General features: G+C 62.5%; 17 protein-coding genes. 11 read left to right on the top strand and 6 right to left on the bottom strand.

Annotated features, from left to right (window positions below; genetic code table 11):
• Together BEN48_RS06980 and BEN48_RS20060 are read right to left on the bottom strand one after the other, a co-directional pair.
• A partial coding sequence (locus tag BEN48_RS06980; RefSeq protein WP_241502204.1) for a DUF4394 domain-containing protein occupies positions 1-1,496 on the bottom strand: 1,496 nt, incomplete at its 3' end.
• 475 nt (positions 1,497-1,971) lie between these two features.
• A complete protein-coding gene (locus tag BEN48_RS20060) occupies positions 1,972-2,979 on the bottom strand; it encodes an MOSC domain-containing protein (RefSeq protein WP_317043685.1) in 1,008 nt (335 codons plus the stop codon).
• A 359-nt stretch (positions 2,980-3,338) separates the two neighbouring features.
• Here BEN48_RS20060 and BEN48_RS06990 point away from each other — a divergent pair, with 359 nt between their 5' ends.
• The 4 genes from BEN48_RS06990 (at position 3,339) to BEN48_RS07005 (ending at position 6,956) form a co-directional block, all read left to right on the top strand.
• Positions 3,339-4,280 carry a M48 family metalloprotease gene (locus BEN48_RS06990; protein ID WP_070733885.1) on the top strand — a complete coding sequence of 314 codons (942 nt, stop codon included), beginning with the start codon at positions 3,339-3,341 and terminating at the stop codon, positions 4,278-4,280.
• A gap of 138 nt (positions 4,281-4,418) precedes the next feature.
• Positions 4,419-5,333: a PhzF family phenazine biosynthesis protein gene (locus BEN48_RS06995; protein WP_070733886.1), complete on the top strand. Its 915-nt coding sequence runs from the start codon at positions 4,419-4,421 to the stop codon at positions 5,331-5,333.
• 278 nt (positions 5,334-5,611) lie between these two features.
• A complete protein-coding gene (locus BEN48_RS07000) occupies positions 5,612-6,448 on the top strand; it encodes an Fpg/Nei family DNA glycosylase (protein WP_070733887.1) in 837 nt (278 codons plus the stop codon).
• A gap of 319 nt (positions 6,449-6,767) precedes the next feature.
• On the top strand, positions 6,768-6,956 hold the full coding sequence (locus BEN48_RS07005; RefSeq protein ID WP_070733888.1) for a hypothetical protein: 189 nt from the start codon (positions 6,768-6,770) through the stop codon (positions 6,954-6,956).
• 221 nt (positions 6,957-7,177) lie between these two features.
• On the opposite strand, the gene BEN48_RS07010 is transcribed toward BEN48_RS07005, so the two are convergent.
• Positions 7,178-8,236 carry an SDR family NAD(P)-dependent oxidoreductase gene (locus BEN48_RS07010; RefSeq protein WP_070733889.1) on the bottom strand — a complete coding sequence of 353 codons (1,059 nt, stop codon included), beginning with the start codon at positions 8,234-8,236 and terminating at the stop codon, positions 7,178-7,180.
• Positions 8,237-8,422: 186 nt separating this feature from the next.
• Between BEN48_RS07010 and BEN48_RS07015 the strand changes: the two genes are divergently transcribed.
• Positions 8,423-8,929 carry a hypothetical protein gene (locus BEN48_RS07015; RefSeq protein ID WP_070733890.1) on the top strand — a complete coding sequence of 169 codons (507 nt, stop codon included), beginning with the start codon at positions 8,423-8,425 and terminating at the stop codon, positions 8,927-8,929.
• Between the two features lie 111 nt (positions 8,930-9,040).
• On the top strand, positions 9,041-10,090 hold the full coding sequence (locus tag BEN48_RS07020; protein WP_070733891.1) for a bile acid:sodium symporter family protein: 1,050 nt from the start codon (positions 9,041-9,043) through the stop codon (positions 10,088-10,090).
• Positions 10,091-10,247: 157 nt separating this feature from the next.
• Here the strand turns inward: BEN48_RS07020 and BEN48_RS07025 are convergent, their stop codons facing one another.
• On the bottom strand, positions 10,248-10,961 hold the full coding sequence (locus tag BEN48_RS07025; RefSeq protein WP_070733892.1) for a dienelactone hydrolase family protein: 714 nt from the start codon (positions 10,959-10,961) through the stop codon (positions 10,248-10,250).
• A 146-nt stretch (positions 10,962-11,107) separates the two neighbouring features.
• On the opposite strand from BEN48_RS07025, the gene BEN48_RS07030 reads away from it, so the two are divergent.
• The 5 genes from BEN48_RS07030 to BEN48_RS07050 all read left to right on the top strand — a co-directional run bounded on the left by BEN48_RS07030 (position 11,108) and on the right by BEN48_RS07050 (position 18,582).
• Entirely contained in the window at positions 11,108-12,163 is a 1,056-nt protein-coding gene (locus BEN48_RS07030) for an LLM class flavin-dependent oxidoreductase (RefSeq protein WP_070733918.1), read from the top strand.
• 159 nt (positions 12,164-12,322) lie between these two features.
• Positions 12,323-13,492, top strand: coding sequence for a DUF4856 domain-containing protein (locus tag BEN48_RS07035; RefSeq protein WP_070733893.1), 1,170 nt, complete (start codon positions 12,323-12,325; stop codon positions 13,490-13,492).
• 99 nt (positions 13,493-13,591) lie between these two features.
• The gene (locus tag BEN48_RS07040; protein WP_070733894.1) at positions 13,592-14,713 is read left to right on the top strand and encodes an imelysin family protein; all 1,122 of its coding nucleotides are present in this window, start codon (positions 13,592-13,594) and stop codon (positions 14,711-14,713) included.
• 94 nt (positions 14,714-14,807) lie between these two features.
• Entirely contained in the window at positions 14,808-16,163 is a 1,356-nt protein-coding gene (locus BEN48_RS07045) for an HTTM domain-containing protein (protein ID WP_083320841.1), read from the top strand.
• Positions 16,141-18,582: a TonB-dependent receptor domain-containing protein gene (locus BEN48_RS07050; RefSeq protein WP_070733895.1), complete on the top strand. Its 2,442-nt coding sequence runs from the start codon at positions 16,141-16,143 to the stop codon at positions 18,580-18,582. Before BEN48_RS07045 ends, BEN48_RS07050 begins: the two co-directional genes overlap by 23 nt.
• 141 nt (positions 18,583-18,723) lie before the next feature.
• Here BEN48_RS07050 and BEN48_RS07055 read toward each other — a convergent pair whose 3' ends face one another.
• Both BEN48_RS07055 and BEN48_RS07060 read right to left on the bottom strand, forming a co-directional pair.
• Positions 18,724-19,512, bottom strand: a complete 789-nt coding sequence (locus tag BEN48_RS07055; RefSeq protein ID WP_070733896.1) for a sulfite exporter TauE/SafE family protein — start codon at positions 19,510-19,512, stop codon at positions 18,724-18,726.
• Positions 19,513-19,524: 12 nt separating this feature from the next.
• Positions 19,525-19,866: a hypothetical protein gene (locus BEN48_RS07060; RefSeq protein WP_125932516.1), complete on the bottom strand. Its 342-nt coding sequence runs from the start codon at positions 19,864-19,866 to the stop codon at positions 19,525-19,527.
• Positions 19,867-19,946: the final 80 nt, after the last annotated feature.

Genomic DNA, 19,946 nt, shown 5'->3' on the forward strand with positions numbered 1-19,946 from the left:
TTCACGGTGAACGTGGCCGTAGCGGAGGTGCCGCCGCCGGGCGCCGCGTTGGTCACGGTCACGTTGTAGGTGCCGGCCGTGGCAATGTCCGAAGCCGGAATGCTGGCCGTAACCTGCGTGGCCGAAACAAACGTGGTGGCGCGGGCTGTGCCGTTAAAGGCCACGGCAGAGCCTGCGATGAACCCCGTGCCGTTCACCGTGAGGGTGAAGGCCGGGTCGCCGGCCGTGGCCGAGCTGGGGCTGAGGCTGCTGATGACCGGGGCCGGGTTAGGGGCCGCCGTGGTGGTGAAAGTTGTAGTGGCGGGCGAAGAAGTAGTCCCTTCGGCGCAGTTGCTCACGATGCTAATCGTATAAGCGGTACCGGGCATCAGGCTCGTAAAGTCAACTGAGGTAGCTGAGGCGGCTAAGGTTTGCGTGGTGGTGGCGGGTGTGGTCGTTACGGTGTAGCCCGTGGCGGTTCCGCTGCCGGTGAAGTTCACCGTGGCCGAATTGCTGGTAACAGCGCTGGCCGATAAGTTGGTGGGCGCATTGCAAGCCGGAGGAGCCGTGGTAGTGAATGTCACGGTGGCCGGGGAAGACATAAGCAACCCGCCAAAGCAGTTGCTCACGATGCTCACCGTGTAGGTCGTGCCGGGCGTCAGGCCCGTAAAGTTGGCCGAAGTAGCCGAGGCGGGCAGCGTTTGGGTAGTGGTGGCGGGCGAGGTGGTCACGGTGTAGCTAGTGGCCGAACCACTCCCAGTGAAGCTCACCGAGGCAGAGTTGCTGGTGATGGCGCTGGCCACCGGACCCGTGGGCGCGTCGCACACCGGGGGCGTTATGGGCACAGCGATGTCGACAACGTTGAAAGGCGCCGTCGAGGTGGCTGGAATTATGTTGATTTTGTTTGATGTGAGGCCCGTCGCTAAGTCAAGTTGGTAGATGTTACTGCTGGAAAGGCCCGACGAGTTGGGAGCCGTCACCTCCGACAGGTACGCCACGTTGGCTGTCCCAGTGTAGTAGATGTCTATGTCAAATGCGATGGCATCGCCGATGCCAAAGCCCAACAGCTTGATGGTGGCAATCGCATTCAGGGTACCCGCATCCGGTGGATTCTGAATCGACAGGATGCCGTTGTTCAACTCGTCCATGTCGTAGAGCGTGGTGCTGGTGCTCCCGATAAAGGAATTGTTGTAGGCTATGGCCCCCACTCCAGGGTTAGCAGGGCTGCCCGTGGCGTAGCTCAGGGTGGCATCAACGGCCGCTACGGTGCCATCTACCGGGTTGAGACGGTAATTGGCGTCGTTGGTACTCACCACGCGGATGCGGTCCGAAGTGGGATTGAAGTCAAAACCAATTCGCTCAGCCGGACCTCCCAGATCCAGCGTAAAGTCAGCGCTTCCAACTGGGGTGGCTACTCCAGTGGTGGGTACTAATGTGTAGAGGCGGGCATTGGCTGTAGTGGCCGACGCATTGTAGCCCAGCGCGAAGAGTTGGCCGGTGTTGGGGCGATAATCCATTCCCACGATCCTTTGGCCGGCGCTGAGGCCTTGAATTGGTGAGGCCGGCCCTTGGATGCCATTATCCCTGCTGGGCGAGAACGGGAAGATGCCCTGCGCTCCAAGAGCGGCCCCCGACGGGAAAAATGGGTTGCCCACCGGCACCGCCTGGCTTGTGGTGCCAAGGGCCCAAATGGTCGTTTGCGCCTGCGACACGGTCCCAATCAAGACCAATGCCATGGCTAAGAAAGTAGCCAAAAACCGCCGAAGCGGCCGTACAGGCGGCAGCGAAAGTAAGTTTGTGTACATAGAAAGATGGAAAATGAAAATTAAAAAATATAACAATACAAAGAGGTTAACTGCTTGGTCGTCTGTGGTGCTAGGTACGTATTTTTACAAAGTAAGGCCACTCTTTTTTCGAAAATACAACTCTTAGCCGAGATGCTCATGCTTGGAGGCTTTTATTTCGCCGCATAAGCTCCGGCGTATCGAGAAGTTAGCCAACCACAACCACTCGCACCACGTCGCCCACCCGGATAATGCCGCCCTGGGCAATGTGCGCCGTGAGGCCGCCGTGGCCGCGCATGGCGTTGTAGCCGCCGGGGCCCAACTCTTCCTCCATACGGGAGCACGGGTGGCACTCGCCGGTGATGTCAAGAACAACCTCATCGCCGATGCGAATCTGACGATTTTTCAGGGCCAGCAGGTTCAGGCCACTCACGGTGAGGTTGCGGCGCAGGCGGCCGGGCGCAATCGGCTCGGGCAGGCCCAGGAAGCTGGCCACCGACGCCAGGGCCTCGTGCTGGAGCAGCGTGATTTGCCGCTTGCCGCCGGCCTTGGGCCGGGCGTGGTCGCCGAGCAGGTGCGAGTCGGTTTTTAGCTCCGCCTCCAGCACCGCCACCAGCGGTTCGCGGCGCACCGGGCGTTGCCCTATCCACTCAATGCGGCCGGTTTGGGGCAGGGTAGCCAGTAGTTTAGCTACCAGGGATTTGTCGTCGCCGAAGAAGGGAAATGCCATAGGAGCGGGGGGGGGGGAGAATTTAAAGTTCGTCGGGCGTACCAAAACCCTCGCGGATTTCGGTGTGGCGAATTTGCCCGCCCAGGTTGCCCGCGCGGCCAGCAACCCAAAGCTGAGGCCCGTGGCCACCAGCGCCAGCACGGCCACCAGGCGGGCACGCGGCGAAGCGTTTTTCAGCAGCAGCAAGGCAAACAGGGCCAGGGCCGCTGCGCCTTCCAGGGCCCAAAAGCCCAGTTCGGCCGCGTCCTCGTGGTTGGCAATGAGGGCGCGGCTCACGCGGGGGAATTCCTGCACAATTTCGGCGGCGCCCTCGCCCGTGAGCTGCGCGGGCAGGCATAGCACACCCGCCGCCAGCACGGCCACCAGGCCGGCCCGCACCAGGGTGGTGTTTTTGCCCAGCAGGCCCACGGCCAGCAGCACCAAGGCAAACAAGCTGCCCATAATGGGGGCGTGGTTAACGATAAGGTGCCAATGTGCCTGGTTCATGCCTAAAGACTCGATGGAATGCGGCCGCTGCGGCCGGTGCTGCAAAGCTAGCCCAGGCCGGACCGGCCGCACCCAAACGCAACCGTTTCGGTCCCGTACCGACTCTTAGCAAATGAACTGCCAGCCGCCGCAAATCGTTATTCAACCAGTTACCGACGGCCTTCGCCGCGTGCATGCAACTTGCCTTTGGCAATGAAAAACAGGCGGGGGCGTTTCAAGAGCATAGGGCTGCAGGAACGGTTGTTAAATTCTTTGACCGGTGCCCTGAATAAGCAGGACCTTGTCGTTGTGTCAGGGGCATAATCTGGCACTACGCTTGCCTTAGTAGGTTAGTAGTCATTCACCTTCGATTTTCCGCTATGACTTTCCTCCCTCGTTTACTTACCCGTCTGGCTGCGCCGCTGCTGCTGGCCTTGCCCATGGCGTTTGCAACGCCCGTCCAGGCCCAGACCGCCCCGGCTGCCACCGACGTTATCCGCGAAATCACGGATGCTGTGGGCCTCAAAGCCCGCTTCGAGCTGCGCGCCACCCGCGAGATAGATAACGCCGCCGCTGTGGTTTACGGTGGCAAGCGGTTTCTGCTCTACAACCCCGATTTCCTGAACGCCGTGAACCAGGCCGGCCACACCGACTGGGCGGGCATCAGCATTCTGGCCCACGAAATGGGCCACCACCTCAACGGCCACACCCTGCGCGCCGGTGGCTCGCAGCCCGCCGATGAGCTGGAAGCCGACGAATTTTCGGGCTTCGTGCTGCGCAAGCTGGGTGCCAACCTGGCCCAGGCTCAGGCGGCCATGGCCACCGTGCCCGACGGCGGCGGCTCGGCCACGCACCCCGGCCGCACGCCGCGCTTGGCCGCTATTGGCCAGGGCTGGCAGCGCGCCAGCGGCCAAATCGCAGCCAGCAACCGTGGCGCTGTGCCTTCGGCCGCACCGGCTGTGATAGCGGCCCGCCGCCAGCCCGCGGCCGATAGCCAGCTAATGCGCCGCCTGCCCACCACCCAAGCCGATGACGACGTGGTGGCCCGCAACGAATCGGCGGCCGGTGCCGTGCGCCTGGTGGGCCAGCTCACCTTCCGCAGCGACCCTAGCCAGCGCTATTACCTCACCAACGCCCTGAAAGTGGTGCGCGTGGACGACGAAGACAACGCTGAAGTAGTGGGCCGCATCACGCGCACCACCAACGGCACCTTCCCCTATGTGCTCACCGACAGCCAGCAGCGCCGCCTCTTCATCACGCCCGGCGGCGATGTTTACGACCACGAAGGCCAGCGCGTAGCCAAGCTGCACGACCCGTCCTGACCAGGAATTAAGAATTAAAAATGAAGAATTAAAAAGGTCCGCTTGGTACTCCCAGCGGACCTTTTTAATTCTTCATTTTTAATTCTTAATTCTTAATTCCCTACGGTTTCTTCGCAGCCTCGCCAAACCCTTTGTACCATGCCCCAACTGCCGTTTCTGCTCCTTGATGCCTTCACTACCCAGCCATTGAGTGGCAATCCCTGCGCGGTGGTGCTCGATGCTGATGCGCTGACGCCCGCCCGGCGCCAGCAGCTGGCCCGCGAGTTCAACCAGTCGGAAACGGCGTTTGTGGACCAGGCCGATGCCGGCACCATGGAGTTTACGGTGCGGTTTTTCACGCCGGCTGAGGAAATTCCGCTGGCCGGGCACCCCACCATTGCTACCGTGGCGGCCCTGCTACACGCGGGCCGCGTGGTGCTGCCCGCCGATGGTGCGCCCCTGATGCTTACCCTGCACCTGCTGCACGGCCCCATTCGGGTAGATGTGCTGCCCGCGGCAGCTGGCCAGCCACCCCTGATTTGGATGACCCAGCGCCGGCCGGTTTTTGGCGCCGTGCACGCCCCCGACGTGGTGCTGCCGCTCTTCGGCCTCACGCCCGACGACCTGCTGCCCGGCGCGCCCATTCAAACCGTAAGCACCGGTACCCCGCAGCTCATGGTATTGCTCCGCGACCACGGCGCCCTGCGCCGCGCCCACGTAGCTGACGCCGCCGGCCTGGGCCGCTACCGTGCCGAAAGCGACTTTTTTAGCCCGCACCTCTTTTGTCTGGGGGGCGCTACGCCGGCCGGCCACACCTTCGCCCGTCACTTCGGCACCCCGCCCGACATCTCGGAAGACCCCGTTACGGGTTCGGCCACGGGCGGCATGGCGGCGTACCTGTGGCACCACGGTTACCTCAATTCGCCCGATTTTATTGCCGAGCAGGGCCACGACATGGGCCGCGCTGGCACCGTGCAAGTGCGCGTCAGCGGCCCCCGCGAGGCCATTGCGGCCGTGCAGGTTGGCGGCACGGGCGTGGTGGTGCTGGAAGGGCTGCTGCGCGGCGATTTGTAGGGGCGGGGTTGCAACCGCGAGCGGATTTGGGTTGTTACGGAACAGTCAAAAGGACCGTCGTGCTCATCTGGCGTCCGCGCAGCCGAAGCATCTCAACCGCGCCGCTTGTCATGCTGACGAAGGAAGCATCTTATCACCGGAGAACAATTCGTTTCTCGGTGCCAAGGTCCTTCGCTGCGCTCAGGATGACAAATGGCGCGGTAGAGATGCTTCGGCTGCGCGGACGCCAGATGAGCACGACGGTCTGCTAAAAACGCTCAAATTTCCACTTTTCGTCCGTGCCTGAATTACCCGAAGTAGAAACCTACCGCCGCTTTATAGACGAGCTGGCCGTGGGCCAGACCATTGCCGCCTTGCAGGTGAACGATGCCCACGTGCTGGCCACCCCCGAAGACCAGCTCCGCGCCGGCCTGGTGGGCCGCGCCATCTCGGGTACCAGCCGCTTGGGCAAAAACTGCTTTTTGGAGCTGGACAACGGCCAAGTGTTGGTGCTGCACTTCGGCATGACCGGCGACGTGGGCGCCTACCGCGACGAGCCCGACGCCCCGCGCTTCACCCGCGTGGCCCTGCACCTCGAAGAATCGGGCCTGCGCCTGGCGTTTATCGACCCGCGCAAATTCGGCCGCATCCGCCTGGCCGAAAGCGCCGCCGCGCACCAGAAGGCCAAGAAAATAGGCCCCGATGCCTTGGCCATTACCGCCGCCGAGCTGCACCAGAAGCTGGCCCGCCGCAAAACCCTGCTCAAGCCGCTTCTACTTGACCAAAGCATTACCGCCGGTCTGGGCAACTGGATAGTGGACGAGGTGCTGTTTCAGGCCAAAATTCACCCCGAGCGCCTTGGCACCACAATAACTGAAAAGGAAGGCAATGCCCTGCACGCGGCAGTGCAACTGGTGCTCACCACCGCCATCAAACAGGAAGCCAACTACCGGCATTTACCCGCCTCTTTCCTGATTCATGCCCGCGAGTGGGATACTTCGGCCACGCCCACCAGCGACGATGCGCACACTTTTTGCCCCCGTCATCCCAAGGTGAAAATCGACAAAGCCTATGTTGGTGGGCGGGCTACCTATACCTGCCCCAAGTGCCAGCCCGCGCCAGCTTCAGCTAAATGAGCTGAAAAATGACCGGTGCAATTTCGAAATGCAAGTGATGCTGGCTGCGGCATAGCAGGGCAAAGGAGGCATCTGCGGTGCATTTTGGCAGGTGTTTGTGGGGGCAGCCAACGGTTCCGTTTAAGGTTGTGGGCGTGAAAGAGCGTGTTCGACGTGTTTCAGAGGGAATTTGTCGAAAGGCCCGAGAAACTCGTCTTAAGGGGAATGTTATTTGTTCGTGCCAACCCGCGATACAAAAGCACTGCTGGTCATTAATCTTACCATTTCAGCTTCAATCTATATGTTCCGCTCACTTTTTCTGTTTGCCTGCCTCCTCGGAATGTTTACCACCCTTGATGCAGTAGCTTCCAACCCCTACCGCAGAATACTGCCCGGCAACCACCGACCTAACTACAAGCAGTACGGCCACCACGGCCTGTTCGACGGCCACTTCTTCAACAGCTTCCGCCGCAGCGGAGTCCGCAGCACCAAAACCCAGGTTGTCAAAAAGCACCGCGGCACTCTGTAAGAAGCTATTTGAGCTAGCGCCCGTACCGGAGTGGAAACGCTGCGGGCGCTCTACCAAGGGCCCATTAGAGCCCGAATTGCAAAACGCCGGAACACCAGCTTGGTGTTCCGGCGTTTTGCAATTCGGGCCGCGGGTTTAACTCAAACAGCTTCTAAGAAACGCCACCCCGCAAAGCCGCCCCACGGCAGCTTGTTGGCGCGGCTTTGCTTTGCATGCGGTTGTTACTCGTTGTTTTTTAGCGCGGCTTTGCGGGTGAGGGCCGTGAGGGGCGACCTGGTGATGGCGCTTTGGCTTTCGTAGCCGGTGCGGCGCACGTTGGCCGCGGGGCTCTCGCCGGTGGCGGGCAGGGCCCGGTTCAGCCAGCTCAGGATGTCGGTGGTGGTGCCGGGCAGCAGGCCGTGGAAGGCCGCCAGCAGCTTGGCGGGCAATGAGAGGATGACCTCGCCGTCGCCGCGGCGGCAGGCGTTCCAGATTTGGCGGGCGGCCTGCTCGGCGCTCATCGTGAGGCCGGGCAGGGAGTCGGCGATGCTAAACCAGGCAAACTCTTTTTCCTGCTGGCCTTTGACGATGGCGTGGCCGGGGCTGCCGGTGCGCAGCAGGCCGGGGCACACCGTGGTCACGCTGATGCCGTGCTGGTGCAGCTCGGCCCGAAAGCCTTCGGACAAGCCCACCAGGGCAAATTTGCTGGCGCTGTAGGGCGTCATGTGGGGCAGAGCCACTTTGCCGCCCAGCGAGGAAATGTTCACGATGCGGCCCTCGCCCCGGCGGCGCATGCTGGGCAGCACGGCCTGCATGGCGTGCAGCGGCGCCCAGAAGTGAATGGCCATGGAGTCCTCGTAGTCCCGCAAGTCCATGTTGTCGAGCGGCCCGCCCACAATAATGCCGGCGTTGTTGATGAGCACGTCAATGGTGCCGAACCGCTTTTCGACTTCGCTCACCATGGCCTGTACTTCGGCTTGGTTGGTGATGTCGTGGGCCAGGGTCAGCACGTCGGCTTCGGCGGCGCCGGCCTGCAGCAGGTCTTGGCGGGCGCGGGCCAGCTCGGCTTCGTCGCGGGCGCAAATGGCCACCCGGGCACCTTCGGCCACGGCCTGCCGGGCCAGCACCAGGCCCAGCCCGCGCGAGCCGCCGGTGATGAGCACGACGCGCCGGCTTAGTTCGTAGGAGCCGCGGCGGTTGCTCCAAAGGTTGGCGGCGAGGGCTACCGCGCCGAGGCCGGCAGCCAGCAGCCAGCTCTTATTGGCCTTTTTGGTCTTTTTGGTGCGTTTGTCGTGTTTCATAGTTGGTTGTATGCCAAATGCAGCTTAAAGGTTGCGCGGCGTGTCCAAGACCGGCGTTTTTTCGGCAGGCTCTGGCACGAAACGTGGTTGGGGAAGCGTTGGAAAGGGGAGCAAGTTGGGTTTTGCCCGATATTTGCCCATGCCTACGCTTGTTTACCCTTGTTATTGATTTTACCCCACATGCATATGAAACTGTTGCTGCTCTCGTCATTGCTGGCCCTGGCAACTGCCCCAGCCGTGCTGGCGCAGTCCCCAGCTGCTGCCAACACCCTTAAAACCAAAGTGAAGCCGGTGGGCCAGCCCAGCGTTAAAACCAAAGCCACGGCCGCCGAAGCCGCCCCCGTGACCGGACCTTCCGATGCCGTAATTGACGCGAAGGCCAACGCCCTCACGGCCAACATGCAGCAGGCCCTGGGCCTTTCGCCCCAGCAAACCGAGAAAGTCCGCGCCATCAACCGCCTTGGGATTGATAACGTGGAGACGGCCCGCGTGCGCTACCGCACCGACCCGCGCAAGCTGGCCGGCGTGGTGGAAAGCATTGGCAACTCGCGCCTGCTGGCCATCAAGGAAGTGCTGACGCCGGCGCAATTCCAGAAGTACCAGCGCAAACGCGAAGAGAAAATGGGCATACCCAATGTGCAGGGCGTGCAGGGCAACCCCGCGCCCGGCCTGGGCGGCGGCGGCGACCAGTAAGCGCTACCCTGGCTACTTTGCCTAAACGGCGCCCGGCTCTCAGAGTCGGGCGCCGTTGCTATTAGCGGGCGGTTAGCTCATCCTTATGGTAGTACTGGCGTATTTTGAGGCATGAATCAACCCGTTGCCCCTGCGCCTGCCCCCAACCGTTTTGCTGCCTTGCTTTCCCGTGCCGGGTTCGATTGGTTTCTGCTGGCCCTGATAGGCGTGGTGGCGTTGGCCTACTTCCAGCCCGGCCTGGGTAGCAAAGCCAGCCCCGTGCCGTGGAAAACCATCACCACCGCGGGTGTGGCGCTGGTTTTTTTCTTTTATGGACTGAAGCTAAGCTTTGACAAGCTACGGGCCGGCATGCGCAACTGGAAGCTGCACCTGCTGGTGCAGGCGGCCACGTTTGTGCTGTTTCCGGCGTTGGCGCTGCTGGTGCGGCCGCTGTTTGGGCCCGAGAAGGGAGAACTGCTCTGGCAAAGCATTTTCTTTCTTTGCGCCCTGCCCAGCACCGTTTCTACCTCCGTGGTGATGGTGAGCATTGCGGGCGGCAACCTGCCGGCGGCCATTTTCAACGCCAGTATTTCCAGCTTGCTGGGTATCCTAATCACGCCGCTGCTGGCCAGTATCTTCCTGAGCACCAGCGCCGACAGCAGCCAGCTCTGGGGCCTGGCCGTGCAGCTGCTCTGGCAAGTGGTGCTGCCGGTAGGGGCGGGGGTGCTGCTCAACGCCCGCTTCCATGCCTTTGCCGAGCGCCACAAGGCCGGCCTGCGCGTCTTCGACCAAATTACCATCCTGCTCATCGTGTTCACCGCCTTCTGCGACTCTTTTGCCGAAGGCATTTTCAGCCGCTACCGGCCGGCCGACGTCTTCAAGCTGGGCGCCGGCATGGTGGGACTGTACCTGCTGGTTTTCGGCCTCATCTGGAGTCTGAGCCGCCTGCTCCATTTCTCGCGGGCCGACCAGGTGGTAGCGGTGTTCTGCGGCTCCAAAAAGTCGTTGGTGCACGGCAGCGTGATGGCCAGCCTGCTGTTTCCGGCCAGCGCTGCCACGGGCCTCATCCTGCTGCCGCTCATGCTCTACCACGCCCTGCAGATTGTGCTGGCCAGCAGCATGGCGCAGTATTTAGGCCGGCAGACAGCGGCGGAACCGGCTGGCGTCAACCTCACCCCCTGACCCCCTCTCCAACAAAGAGGGGGGACCGGATATGCATCCGGCAGTTGTTTCTAACACAGAAAGGCCACCGCGAAAGCAGTGGCCTTTCTGTGTTATTTCTTGTCCGGTGCCCCCTCTTTTTTGGAGAGGGGGTCAGGGGGTGAGGTTGACGCCAGCACTACGCGCCCAACTTCTCCCCAAAAAATGCCAGCGTCATGGCCCAGGCCTCTGCGGCGGCCTGCGGGTGGTAGCTGCCCCGCGCGTCGCAATGGAAGCCGTGGTCGGCGTAGGAAATCACGGTGTTGATGAAGGGCTTGCCGGCGGCTTCTACGGCGTCTGTCACCTCGGCAACGTGCGCTTTGCTGATGTGCTCATCGAGCCCACCCCAGAAGAAAAGGTGCGGGGCGTGCAGTTCGGTGGCGCGGTCTTTCAGGGTGTGGGTGCCGCCGCCGTAGTACGACACGGCCGCCGTTAGGGGCAGCACGATGTTGGCCAGAAACGACACCTGGCCGCCCAGGCAAAAGCCGATGCTGCCAATCTTGTCGGTCTGTACCTGCGCCTGAGTTTGCAGCCAGGCATAGGAGGCCTGCAGGTCGGCGGTGAGGTCCGGGTGGTTGATGGCGGCGTAGTGCGGCATGGCAATCGTGGCGAAATCGGCGTAGTCAATTTCGAGGCCCGGCGTGGCGGTGCGGTGAAATAGCTCGGGGGCAATTACGGCGTAGCCGGCAGCCGCCAGGCGGTCGGCCACGCTGCGGATGTGGGCGTTCACGCCAAAGGCTTCCTGCAGCAGAATGATGCCGGGCACGGGGCCTGTGCCGGAGGGGAAAGCCGAGTAGGCGCGCATTTCGGTGCCATCGGCTACCTGGAGAATGACGGTGTTTTGGTCGCTCATTAAGTAGATGGATTTGTGATTGTTTGGGTGCGTAACAGTTGAATTCCCAAATGTTCATCCTTTTTTCCGTAATGCTCCGCACCGGCTGGCTCGAACCGGAAGCCCCGGCCTGCGGTTCTGGAGTCTTCGTTCCCTTCCCCCAGACCATGACCGTTACCCCCAAACTTCGCCTTAACGTACTCGACCAGTCGCCCATTCGCCCCGGGAGCACGGCACGCGAGGCCGTGCAGGAAACTGTAGCGCTGGCCCGGCTGGCCGACCGGCTGGGCTACGGCCGGTTCTGGGTTTCCGAACACCACAACACAGACACGCTGGCCGGCTCCACGCCGGAGGTGCTCATTGCCTACCTCGGCAGCCAGACCAGCCGCATTCGCCTGGGTTCGGGCGGCATCATGCTGCCGCACTACAGCGCCCTGAAGGTGGCCGAGAACTTCCGCATGCTCGAAACCCTGTTTCCGGGTCGTATTGACCTGGGCATGGGCCGCGCGCCCGGCGGCGACCGCCTCACCGCCCACGCCCTCAACCCCCACAACACCTTCAGCGAGCAGGACTTCGTGGAGCAGCTCATGGACCTGCAGGCTTACCTGCGCGACGACCGGGTGCCCGAAACCATTCACGAGCGGGTGATGGCCGTTCCCAAAGCGGCCACCAGCCCGGAGCTGTGGCTGCTGAGCTCCAGCGGCCAGAGCGGCTTGTTTGCGGCGCATCTGGGCATGGCGTTTTCGTTTGCGCAGTTTATTAATGGCCACGGCGGCCCGCAGGCCGTGCGCACCTACCGCGAGCGGTTCCGGCCCTCGAAGGAGCTGCCCGCGCCGCTGGCCAACATGGCCGTGTTCACGCTCTGCGCCGATACCGAGGAAAAGGCGCAGGCAATGCGAGCCGCCATGGACCTGCTGCTGCTACGCTTCGGCAAGGGCGAGCGGGGCGCCCTGCCCACGCCCGAGGAAGTGCACAACTACCGCTTCACGGCCGAAGACCAGCTGCACCTGCGCCAAAACCACAACCGCGTGGTGAGCGGCACCCCCGAGCAGGTGCATGCCCAATTCACGGCGCTGGCCGCCGAGTACGAAGTTGATGAGATAACGGCCGTGACCATCACCGCAGACTTCCAAGACCGGGTGCGCTCCTATGAGTTGCTGGCTGATGCGTTTGAGCTGGAAGCGCCGCAGGAAGCAACCGTTATGGAGGAAGCCGCAGGGTAGGCGCCCAGGGTACGCGGAGTGGCGGGAAAACAAAGGCGATAAGTGTTGGGTTTTATTTGGAACGATTCTAAATAGGCCCTACTTTTGTCAAAGTTTAGAATGGTTCTAAACAAGGCCGGCAGTTGCTGGCCCGTTACCCTAGCCATTTCGTCACCCCATATGAGCTTCCTCAGCCGTTCTTCTGCCTTCGTATTGGTTACTGCCGCGTTCAGCCTGGCCTCGTGCAGCAAGGAAGATTCCGTGGTTCCCGCCAGTCAGTCGTTGCGGGCCAAAATGGAATATGCTACCCTCACCGGTACCACCCCCTATACCACCTCGTTTAAGGACGCCAGCGGCGCTTCTACGGTGGACTTGGGCCTGGCGGCCGTGCGGCTCGATATGTTCAGCGAATTGAATAACTACATGGCCCTCGTGGCCGTGCAGGCGCCGGCCACGCCTGCAGTGCTGGACATTGCCAAGCTCCGCAACCTCTACACCGGGGCAAATGCCCCGTTTGCAGCGGCTCCGCTGAATGCCGCCGCTGCTACCGGCGTATCGCTCCGCGAGAAAACGGCTGCTTCCTTTCCCGAAGCCAGCGCCGCTACCGTGCGGGCTTACTTCGATGCCAAGCTGACCGAGCTGGCCACCGCCAGCCAGTCGGTGAACCAGGTAGCCGCGCCCGGCAAGGCTGGCCGCCTGGGCCGCTACCTGGTGGATGCCAATGGCTACGAGGTGAATCAAATTATTCAGAAAGGCCTGATTGGGGCCGTGTTGCTCGACCAGATTGGCAACGTGCTGCTAACCAACGCGGCCCTCACCGCCGAGAATGGCAAAGTAGCCGCGGGCAAAGCCTACACCGAGCGTGAGCACAACTGGGACCTGGCCTACGGCTACCTCACCGCCAACGCCACCATGGTCACGGACATTGCCATCACGCCCCGCGAGCGGTTCCTGGCCGGCTACCTCAACGAGAAAAACGGCCCGGCCTCGCCGGCCGTGTACATTGCCCTGCTGAAAGGACGCGCGGCCATTGTGAACAACGACGCCGCCACCCTCAAAGCCCAGGCCGACATTGTTCGGACTGAGCTGGAAAAAACCATTGCCAAATCGGCCGTGTCTTACCTCACCAACTGGAAATCGCATCCCACGCTTGATGCCAAGGCGCATGCGCTGGGCGAAGGCCTGGGCTTTGTGTACTCGCTGCGCTTCTGCACCAAGTCCGGGGCCGATGTGGCCTGGGCCGACTCGGTGCTGAACGGCCTGACTTCGAGCAGCCAGGGCGCCTGGACGCTCACGGCGGCGCAGGCCGATGCGGCCATTGCGGCCATCAACGCCAAGTTTTCGCTGTAAAGCCGGCCGATTCAGAATCATTTGCGTCGCCTTTTTGGTTACCCGCCCAGCGGAGCTGCCCGGTTTCCGACTCAAGAATACCAGTTTCCTAATAGTGCCATGAGAAAGTCAATTCTGCTTTTTTCCTTATCGGTCGTGCTCGCAGCGGGTGGTGTGTCCAGCTGCAAGGACGTTATCGAAGGCCCCGAATCGTCGGCGGGTGGCACGTCGGACCTGGACCGCAAGGCCCTGCTCACGCAGTGGGCCGACACGCTGGTGATTCCGGCTTACAAGGGTTTTGGCAGCAAGCTCACGGCCCTGAAGGGCCAGACCACCGCTTTCACGGCTGCGCCCACGGCGTCGGGCCTGCAGGCATTGCGGCAGTCCTGGCGCGAGGCCTACGTGGAGTGGCAGCGCGCAGAGGCGTTTGAATTTGGTCCGGCTGCCAGCGTTTCGCTCGCCAACCGCTTTAACATTTACCCCACCGATGCCGCCGGCATCCGCCAGAACATTGCATCGGGCTCCTACAATTTTGAGCTGGCCACGGCGGTTCCGCAGCAGGGCTTTCCGGCCCTCGACTTCCTGCTAAACGGCATCGCGGCCGACGACAACGCCATTGTGCAATCGTATGTGGCATCTGCCAACCAGCGCCGCTACCTCTCCGACGTAGTGAACACCATGGACCAGCTCCTGGCCGGCGTGCAGGCTCAGTGGAACGGGCCGTACCGCGCCACGTTCATCGGCAGCACCGGCACCAGTGCCGGCAGCTCGCTGTCGCTGCTCGTGAATGCCTACGCCCGCTACTACGAGCAGGCCCTACGTTCGGGCAAAATCGGGATTCCGGCTGGCGTGATGACGGGCGCGGCCGCTCCCAACAAAATGGAGGCTTATTACCACCGCGGCGCCCTGCCGCTGCAGTTGGCTCAGGTGGCCCACGCCACGGTGCAGCGCTTGTTTAGCGGCCGCGCCGGCCAGCCTTCCCTGAAGTCCTACGTTGACGCCCTGGGCGCCAAAGACACCCGCACGGGCGAGCCGCTGAGCCAGCTCATCAGCGCGCAGTTCGACGTGTCGGCCCGCCAGCTGGCTTCGCTTGGGCCCGACCTCCACACCACGTTCCAGACTCGCCCCGCTGACGCAGTGCTCTCCTACAACGAGATGCAGAAAGCCGTGCGCCTGCTGAAAGTAGACATGACTTCGGCCATGAGCGTGAGCATTACCTACATAGACAACGACGGCGACTAGCGCCCGGGCACGGCCGGACGTAGAAGCGCATTGCTAATCACCGATTAACGGCGCCATCAATCCTTGAGTAAAGCTGGTTGTCGACAGAAACTTAGTGCTTTCAAGCTACCGTAACAGCTACATTCCGGCCGCGCCGCTGGCAGTATTCCGCATCGCCTTTGGCTTGCTGGTACTGGCCAGTGTCGTTCGCTTTTGGGCCAAGGGCTGGATTGCGGAGCTGTACCTGCAGCCCAAGTTCTTTTTTTCGTACTACGGGCTCGAATTTATCCGGCCGCTGGGCCCGTACACGTACGGGCTTTTTGCGCTTTGCGGGACGTGTGCGCTGCTGGTGGCCCTGGGCTGGCACTACCGCGCGGCAGCGGTGGGCCTGTTCCTGAGCTTCACCTACATCGAGCTGATGGACAAAAGCACCTACCTGAACCACTACTATTTTGTGAGTCTGGCGGCGCTGCTGCTCGTGCTGCTGCCGGCCGGCGGCTACTTCTCCCTCGATGCCCGGCGCCAGCCCGGGCGGGCGCACACCCACGTGCCCCGCTGGACCCTGGACGCCCTGCGGCTGCTGGTGGGCATTGTGTACGTCTACGCCGGCCTGGCCAAGCTCAACTCCGATTGGCTGCTGGCGGCCCAGCCGCTGCGCATCTGGCTGCCGGCCAAAAACGACCTGCCCCTGGTGGGCTTTCTGTTCAGCTACCCCGTCACGGCTTTCATCTTCAGCTGGTTTGGCGCGTTCTACGACCTCACGGTGCCGTTTTTTCTGTTGAACCGAATTACCCGGCCTTACGCCTACGCGGCCGTGGTGGTGTTTCACCTGCTCACGGCCATTCTGTTTCCCATCGGCATGTTTCCGTATGTGATGATAGTGGCCGCGCTGGTGTTTTTCCCGCCTGAATGGCACGAGCGGCTACTGGAGCGGGTGCGGCGGATGCTGCGCCGGCCACCGGCAGCTGGGCGGGCGGCGGTGCCACTGGTGTACCGGCCGCGGGTGCAGCAAGTGCTGCTTGCCGGGCTGGCGCTCTTTTTTGTGGTGCAGCTGCTGGTGCCGTTTCGCTACGCGCTGTACCCGCGCGAGCTGTTCTGGACCGAGGAAGGCTACCGGTTTTCCTGGCGGGTGATGCTCATGGAAAAAATGGGCCAGGTGCAGTTCAAGGTAGTGGACTCGGCTACCGGCCGCGCCCGCCTGGTAAACAACGCCGAACACCTCAGCGTACTGCAGGAGAAGATGATGGCCACCCAGGCCGACATGATTCTGCAGTTTGCCCACTATCTACGCGACCATTATGCCCGGCAGGGCGTGCACCAGCCCCAGGTATACGCCGATACCTACGTTAGCCTGAACGGCCGCCTGGGCAAAGCCTACATAGACCCCACCGTGGACCTGGCCCGCCAACGCGAGAGCTTTGCGCCCAAATCCTGGATTTTACCCTTTGATGATGAGATTACAGGTTTATAGTGCGCTGCTGCTGCTGGCAGCCCTGCTGCTGAGCATAGATGCCCGCGCCCAGGAAACGCTGCGGGGCCGGGTGCTGGCCGCTGGTAGCAGCCAGCCCGTGGCCGGTGGCGAAGTGTACGTGCAAAGCGTGGCCCGCATGGTGCTCACCGACAGCACGGGCCGGTTTGAGATGGCTGGCCTGGCGGCGGGCATGCAGCAGGTGCGCGTATCGGCGCTGGGCTACCAGCCCTTCAGCATGGAAGTACGCCTGCCTGCCGATGGCTTTTTGTTTGAGCTGACCAGCCGCGACCGCACCCTGAGCGAGGTGGTGGTAGCAGCCCCCCAAACCACCTTCGGCCAGACGCGGCTGCGCGAGGTGGAGGGCATGGCCATTTTCGCCGCCAAAAAATCGGAGGTCATCGTGCCCGAAAACCTGGTGGCCAACCTGGCTACCAACAACGCCCGCCAGGTGTACGCCCGCGTGCCCGGCCTCAACATCTGGGAAAACGACGGCGGCGGCCTGCAGCTTAGCATCGGCGGCCGCGGCCTCGACCCCAACCGGACGTCCAACTTCAACGTGCGGCAGAACAATTACGACATCTCGGCCGATGCCCTGGGCTACCCCGAGAGCTACTACACGCCGCCCACCGAGGCCGTGAAGCGCATTCAGCTGGTGCGCGGGGCGGCTTCGCTGCAGTACGGCACTCAGTTTGGCGGCCTGCTCAACTTTGAGATGCGCGCGCCCGACCCTGACAACAAAGCTGCCATCACCTCCCGGCAAACGGTGGGCTCCTTCGGCTTTTTCAACTCATTCAACAGCGTGGGCGGCACCGTGGGCAAGCTGAGCTACTACACCTTTGTGCAGTACAAGCGCGGCAATGGTTGGCGCCCCAACTCCGAGTTCGACAGCAAAACGGCCTACGCCGACGTGCGCTACCAGGCCACCGAAAACGTGAAGGTGGGCCTGCAATACACCCACATGGACTACCTGGCCCAGCAGCCCGGCGGCCTCACCGACGCCCAGTTCCAGGCCGACGCGCGCCAGTCGAACCGGGAGCGCAACTGGTTCGCGGTCGACTGGAACCTGTTCAACGCCAACGCCGACTGGAAGCTGAACGCCCGCTCCAAAATCAACCTGCTGGCGTTTGGGCTGGTGGCGTCGCGGCAGTCGTTGGGTTTCCGGCCCGCCGACGTGACCCGGGGCGACGAGGACAAGGTGGGCCGCGACCTGATTAGCGGCGACTTCCGCAACTACGGCCTCGAAGCCCGCTTCCTGACCCGCTACCAAGTATTGAATAAAGACGCCGTGCTGCTGCTGGGCACGCGCTACTACCGTGGCAGCACCCACAGCCGACAGGGCTTTGGCCCGGCCGGCCGGGGCGCCGACTTCCGCTTTGTGGAGCCCGACCGGTTTGCCAGCACCCGCAACAGCTCCGACTACCGGTTTCCCAACCACAACGTGGCCCTTTTTGCCGAAAACATCTTTTACCTCACCGACAAGCTTTCCGTGACGCCGGGCGTGCGCTACGAGTACATCCGCACGCAGGCCGACGGGGTGTTGCGGGAAGTAATTCGCGACCGGGCCGACAACATCATTGCCACCCGCACCCAGGACGAGTCCCGCGTGAGCAACCGGGGCTTTGTGCTGGGCGGCATCGGGGTGAGCTTTAAGCCGCGGGAGCAGCTGGAGTTCTACGGCAACGTGTCGCAGAACTACCGCTCCATCACGTTCAGCGACATGCAGATTGTCAATCCCTCGTCCGTCATCGACCCCAACCTGCAGGACGAGCGCGGCTACTCCGCCGACCTGGGCGTGCGCGGCGAAAAAACCGGCGTCCTGACCTACGACGTGAGCGTGTTTGCGCTCAATTACGCCAACCGCATCGGCGAAGTCCAGGACTTTGACAACCTAAACAACGTGTTCCGCCGCCGGACCAATATCGGCCGCGCCCTCATCCTTGGCGTGGAGTCCTACGGCGAGATTGAGCTGCTCAACCAGGAGTCGACTGAGGCTGGCCGGGCGCAGCTGTCCGTATTCGGCAACGTGGCCCTCATTCGGGGGCGCTACCTGGAAAGCCAGCTGCGGGACGTGAAGGGCAAGCAGGTGGAGTTTGTGCCCGCCGCCAACCTGAAGCTGGGAACCCGCGCCGGGTACGGTCCTTTCAAGGCGTCGCTGCAATACCTGTATTTGTCCGACCAGTTTTCGGACGCCACCAATGCGCCGGCCAGCGGGGCATCGGCGGTTATCGGCACCATTCCGGCCTACCAAATCCTGGACGCTTCGGTGTCGTGGGAGCGCCGCTGGCTCAAGCTCGAAGCCAGCGTAAACAACCTGGCCGATGCCCGCTATTTCACGCGCCGGGCCACGGCCTATCCCGGCCCCGGCATTCTGCCTTCCGATGGCCGCAGCTTCTTCCTCACCGTGGGCGTAAAGCTGTAGGGGAGGAGAGCAGTAAAAGAACGTCATGCCGAGCGCAGCCGAGGCATCTCGCGTGCAGCAGTAATTCAATTGTAAGAAAAGGATTGGTGACAGCACGCGAGATGCCTCGGCTACGCTCGGCATGACGTTGTTATTAATTGCTCAGCCTCCGAACGTATCCCAGCCCAGCTTCAGAATAAAAGCGCTGACCACCACCAGAAACAGCACCCGCACGAAGCCGGTACCGTGCCGCTGTGCCATGTGCGCGCCCAGTCGGGAGCCCAGCATATTACAGGCCGCCATGGGCAACGCCACCTTGTAGAGCACCTGCCCGGTGCTGGCAAAGTAGGCTAAGCTGACCACGTTGGTAGCCACGTTCACCAGCTTGGCCGAGGCCGAAGCGGCGATGAAATCGTAGCCGAACAAGCCCACAAAGGCAAACAAGAGCAAGCTGCCCGTGCCCGGCCCAAAAAAGCCGTCGTAGAATCCGATGGCCGCGCCCAGCACCACGCCGATTAAAATTTCGCGGCCACCCTTGAGGCGCGGCGCGTGCAGGCTGCCAAAGTCCTTGCGCCAAACGGTGTAAATGGCCATCAGCACCAGCAGGGCCAGCACCAGCGGCCGCACGGCTTCTTTGTGCAGCAGGCTCACCGCCCGCGAGCCCAGCAGCGCAAACCCGCCTGCTACCAGCGCCGTGAGCGCCACCGTGCGCCAGCGAATGTCCAGCTTTACTGGGCCGCTCAGGTAGCGCTGCAGCGCCACCGCCGTCCCCGACAAGCCCGCCACTTTGCTGGTGCCCAGCACCGTGGGCACCAGCACGCCCGGCAGCAGCAGCAGCATGGCCGGCAGCTGAATCAGCCCGCCGCCCCCCACTATGGAGTCAACAAACCCCGCCAGAAAGGCGAAAAAGCACAGCAGCAGGAGCGCCGGCGTTATAAAATCTGCGGTCATGGGAAGCGCCAGCTAGGACTGGTCGACCGTGAGCGAATAGATGACCAGGGCAATCAATGGGACGGAAATCGCCAGGCAGATTAACAAGGCCTTGCCAATGCCCTTCTTCGGAAATTCGCTCCAGTTGCTGGTGAACTTCTTGAAATAGGCCTCCAGCCCCATTGCCCCCGCGTAGCCTATTATGATAGGAAGCCAGGAGCCCGAGAGCTTCTCCGGTAGGAATGACACCAAAACCAGAACCACAACGGTGTAGCCGATGCTGCCCCACAGCGCCTTGCGCGCCGCGGCAGGCTGGCCCACACCTTTCAGGTTTTGGGCCGTCATGGCCCCGCCCGCAATGGCACTAAAGAGCATGGAGAAAATTCGAATGGCCCTCGCGGAGTACAGCGGTAGCCCCGGGCTCTGCGCTGCTCCGCTTTGATTGTCGGTCTGCA

The organism is Hymenobacter glacialis (assembly GCF_001816165.1).
Lineage (GTDB): Bacteria > Bacteroidota > Bacteroidia > Cytophagales > Hymenobacteraceae > Hymenobacter > Hymenobacter glacialis.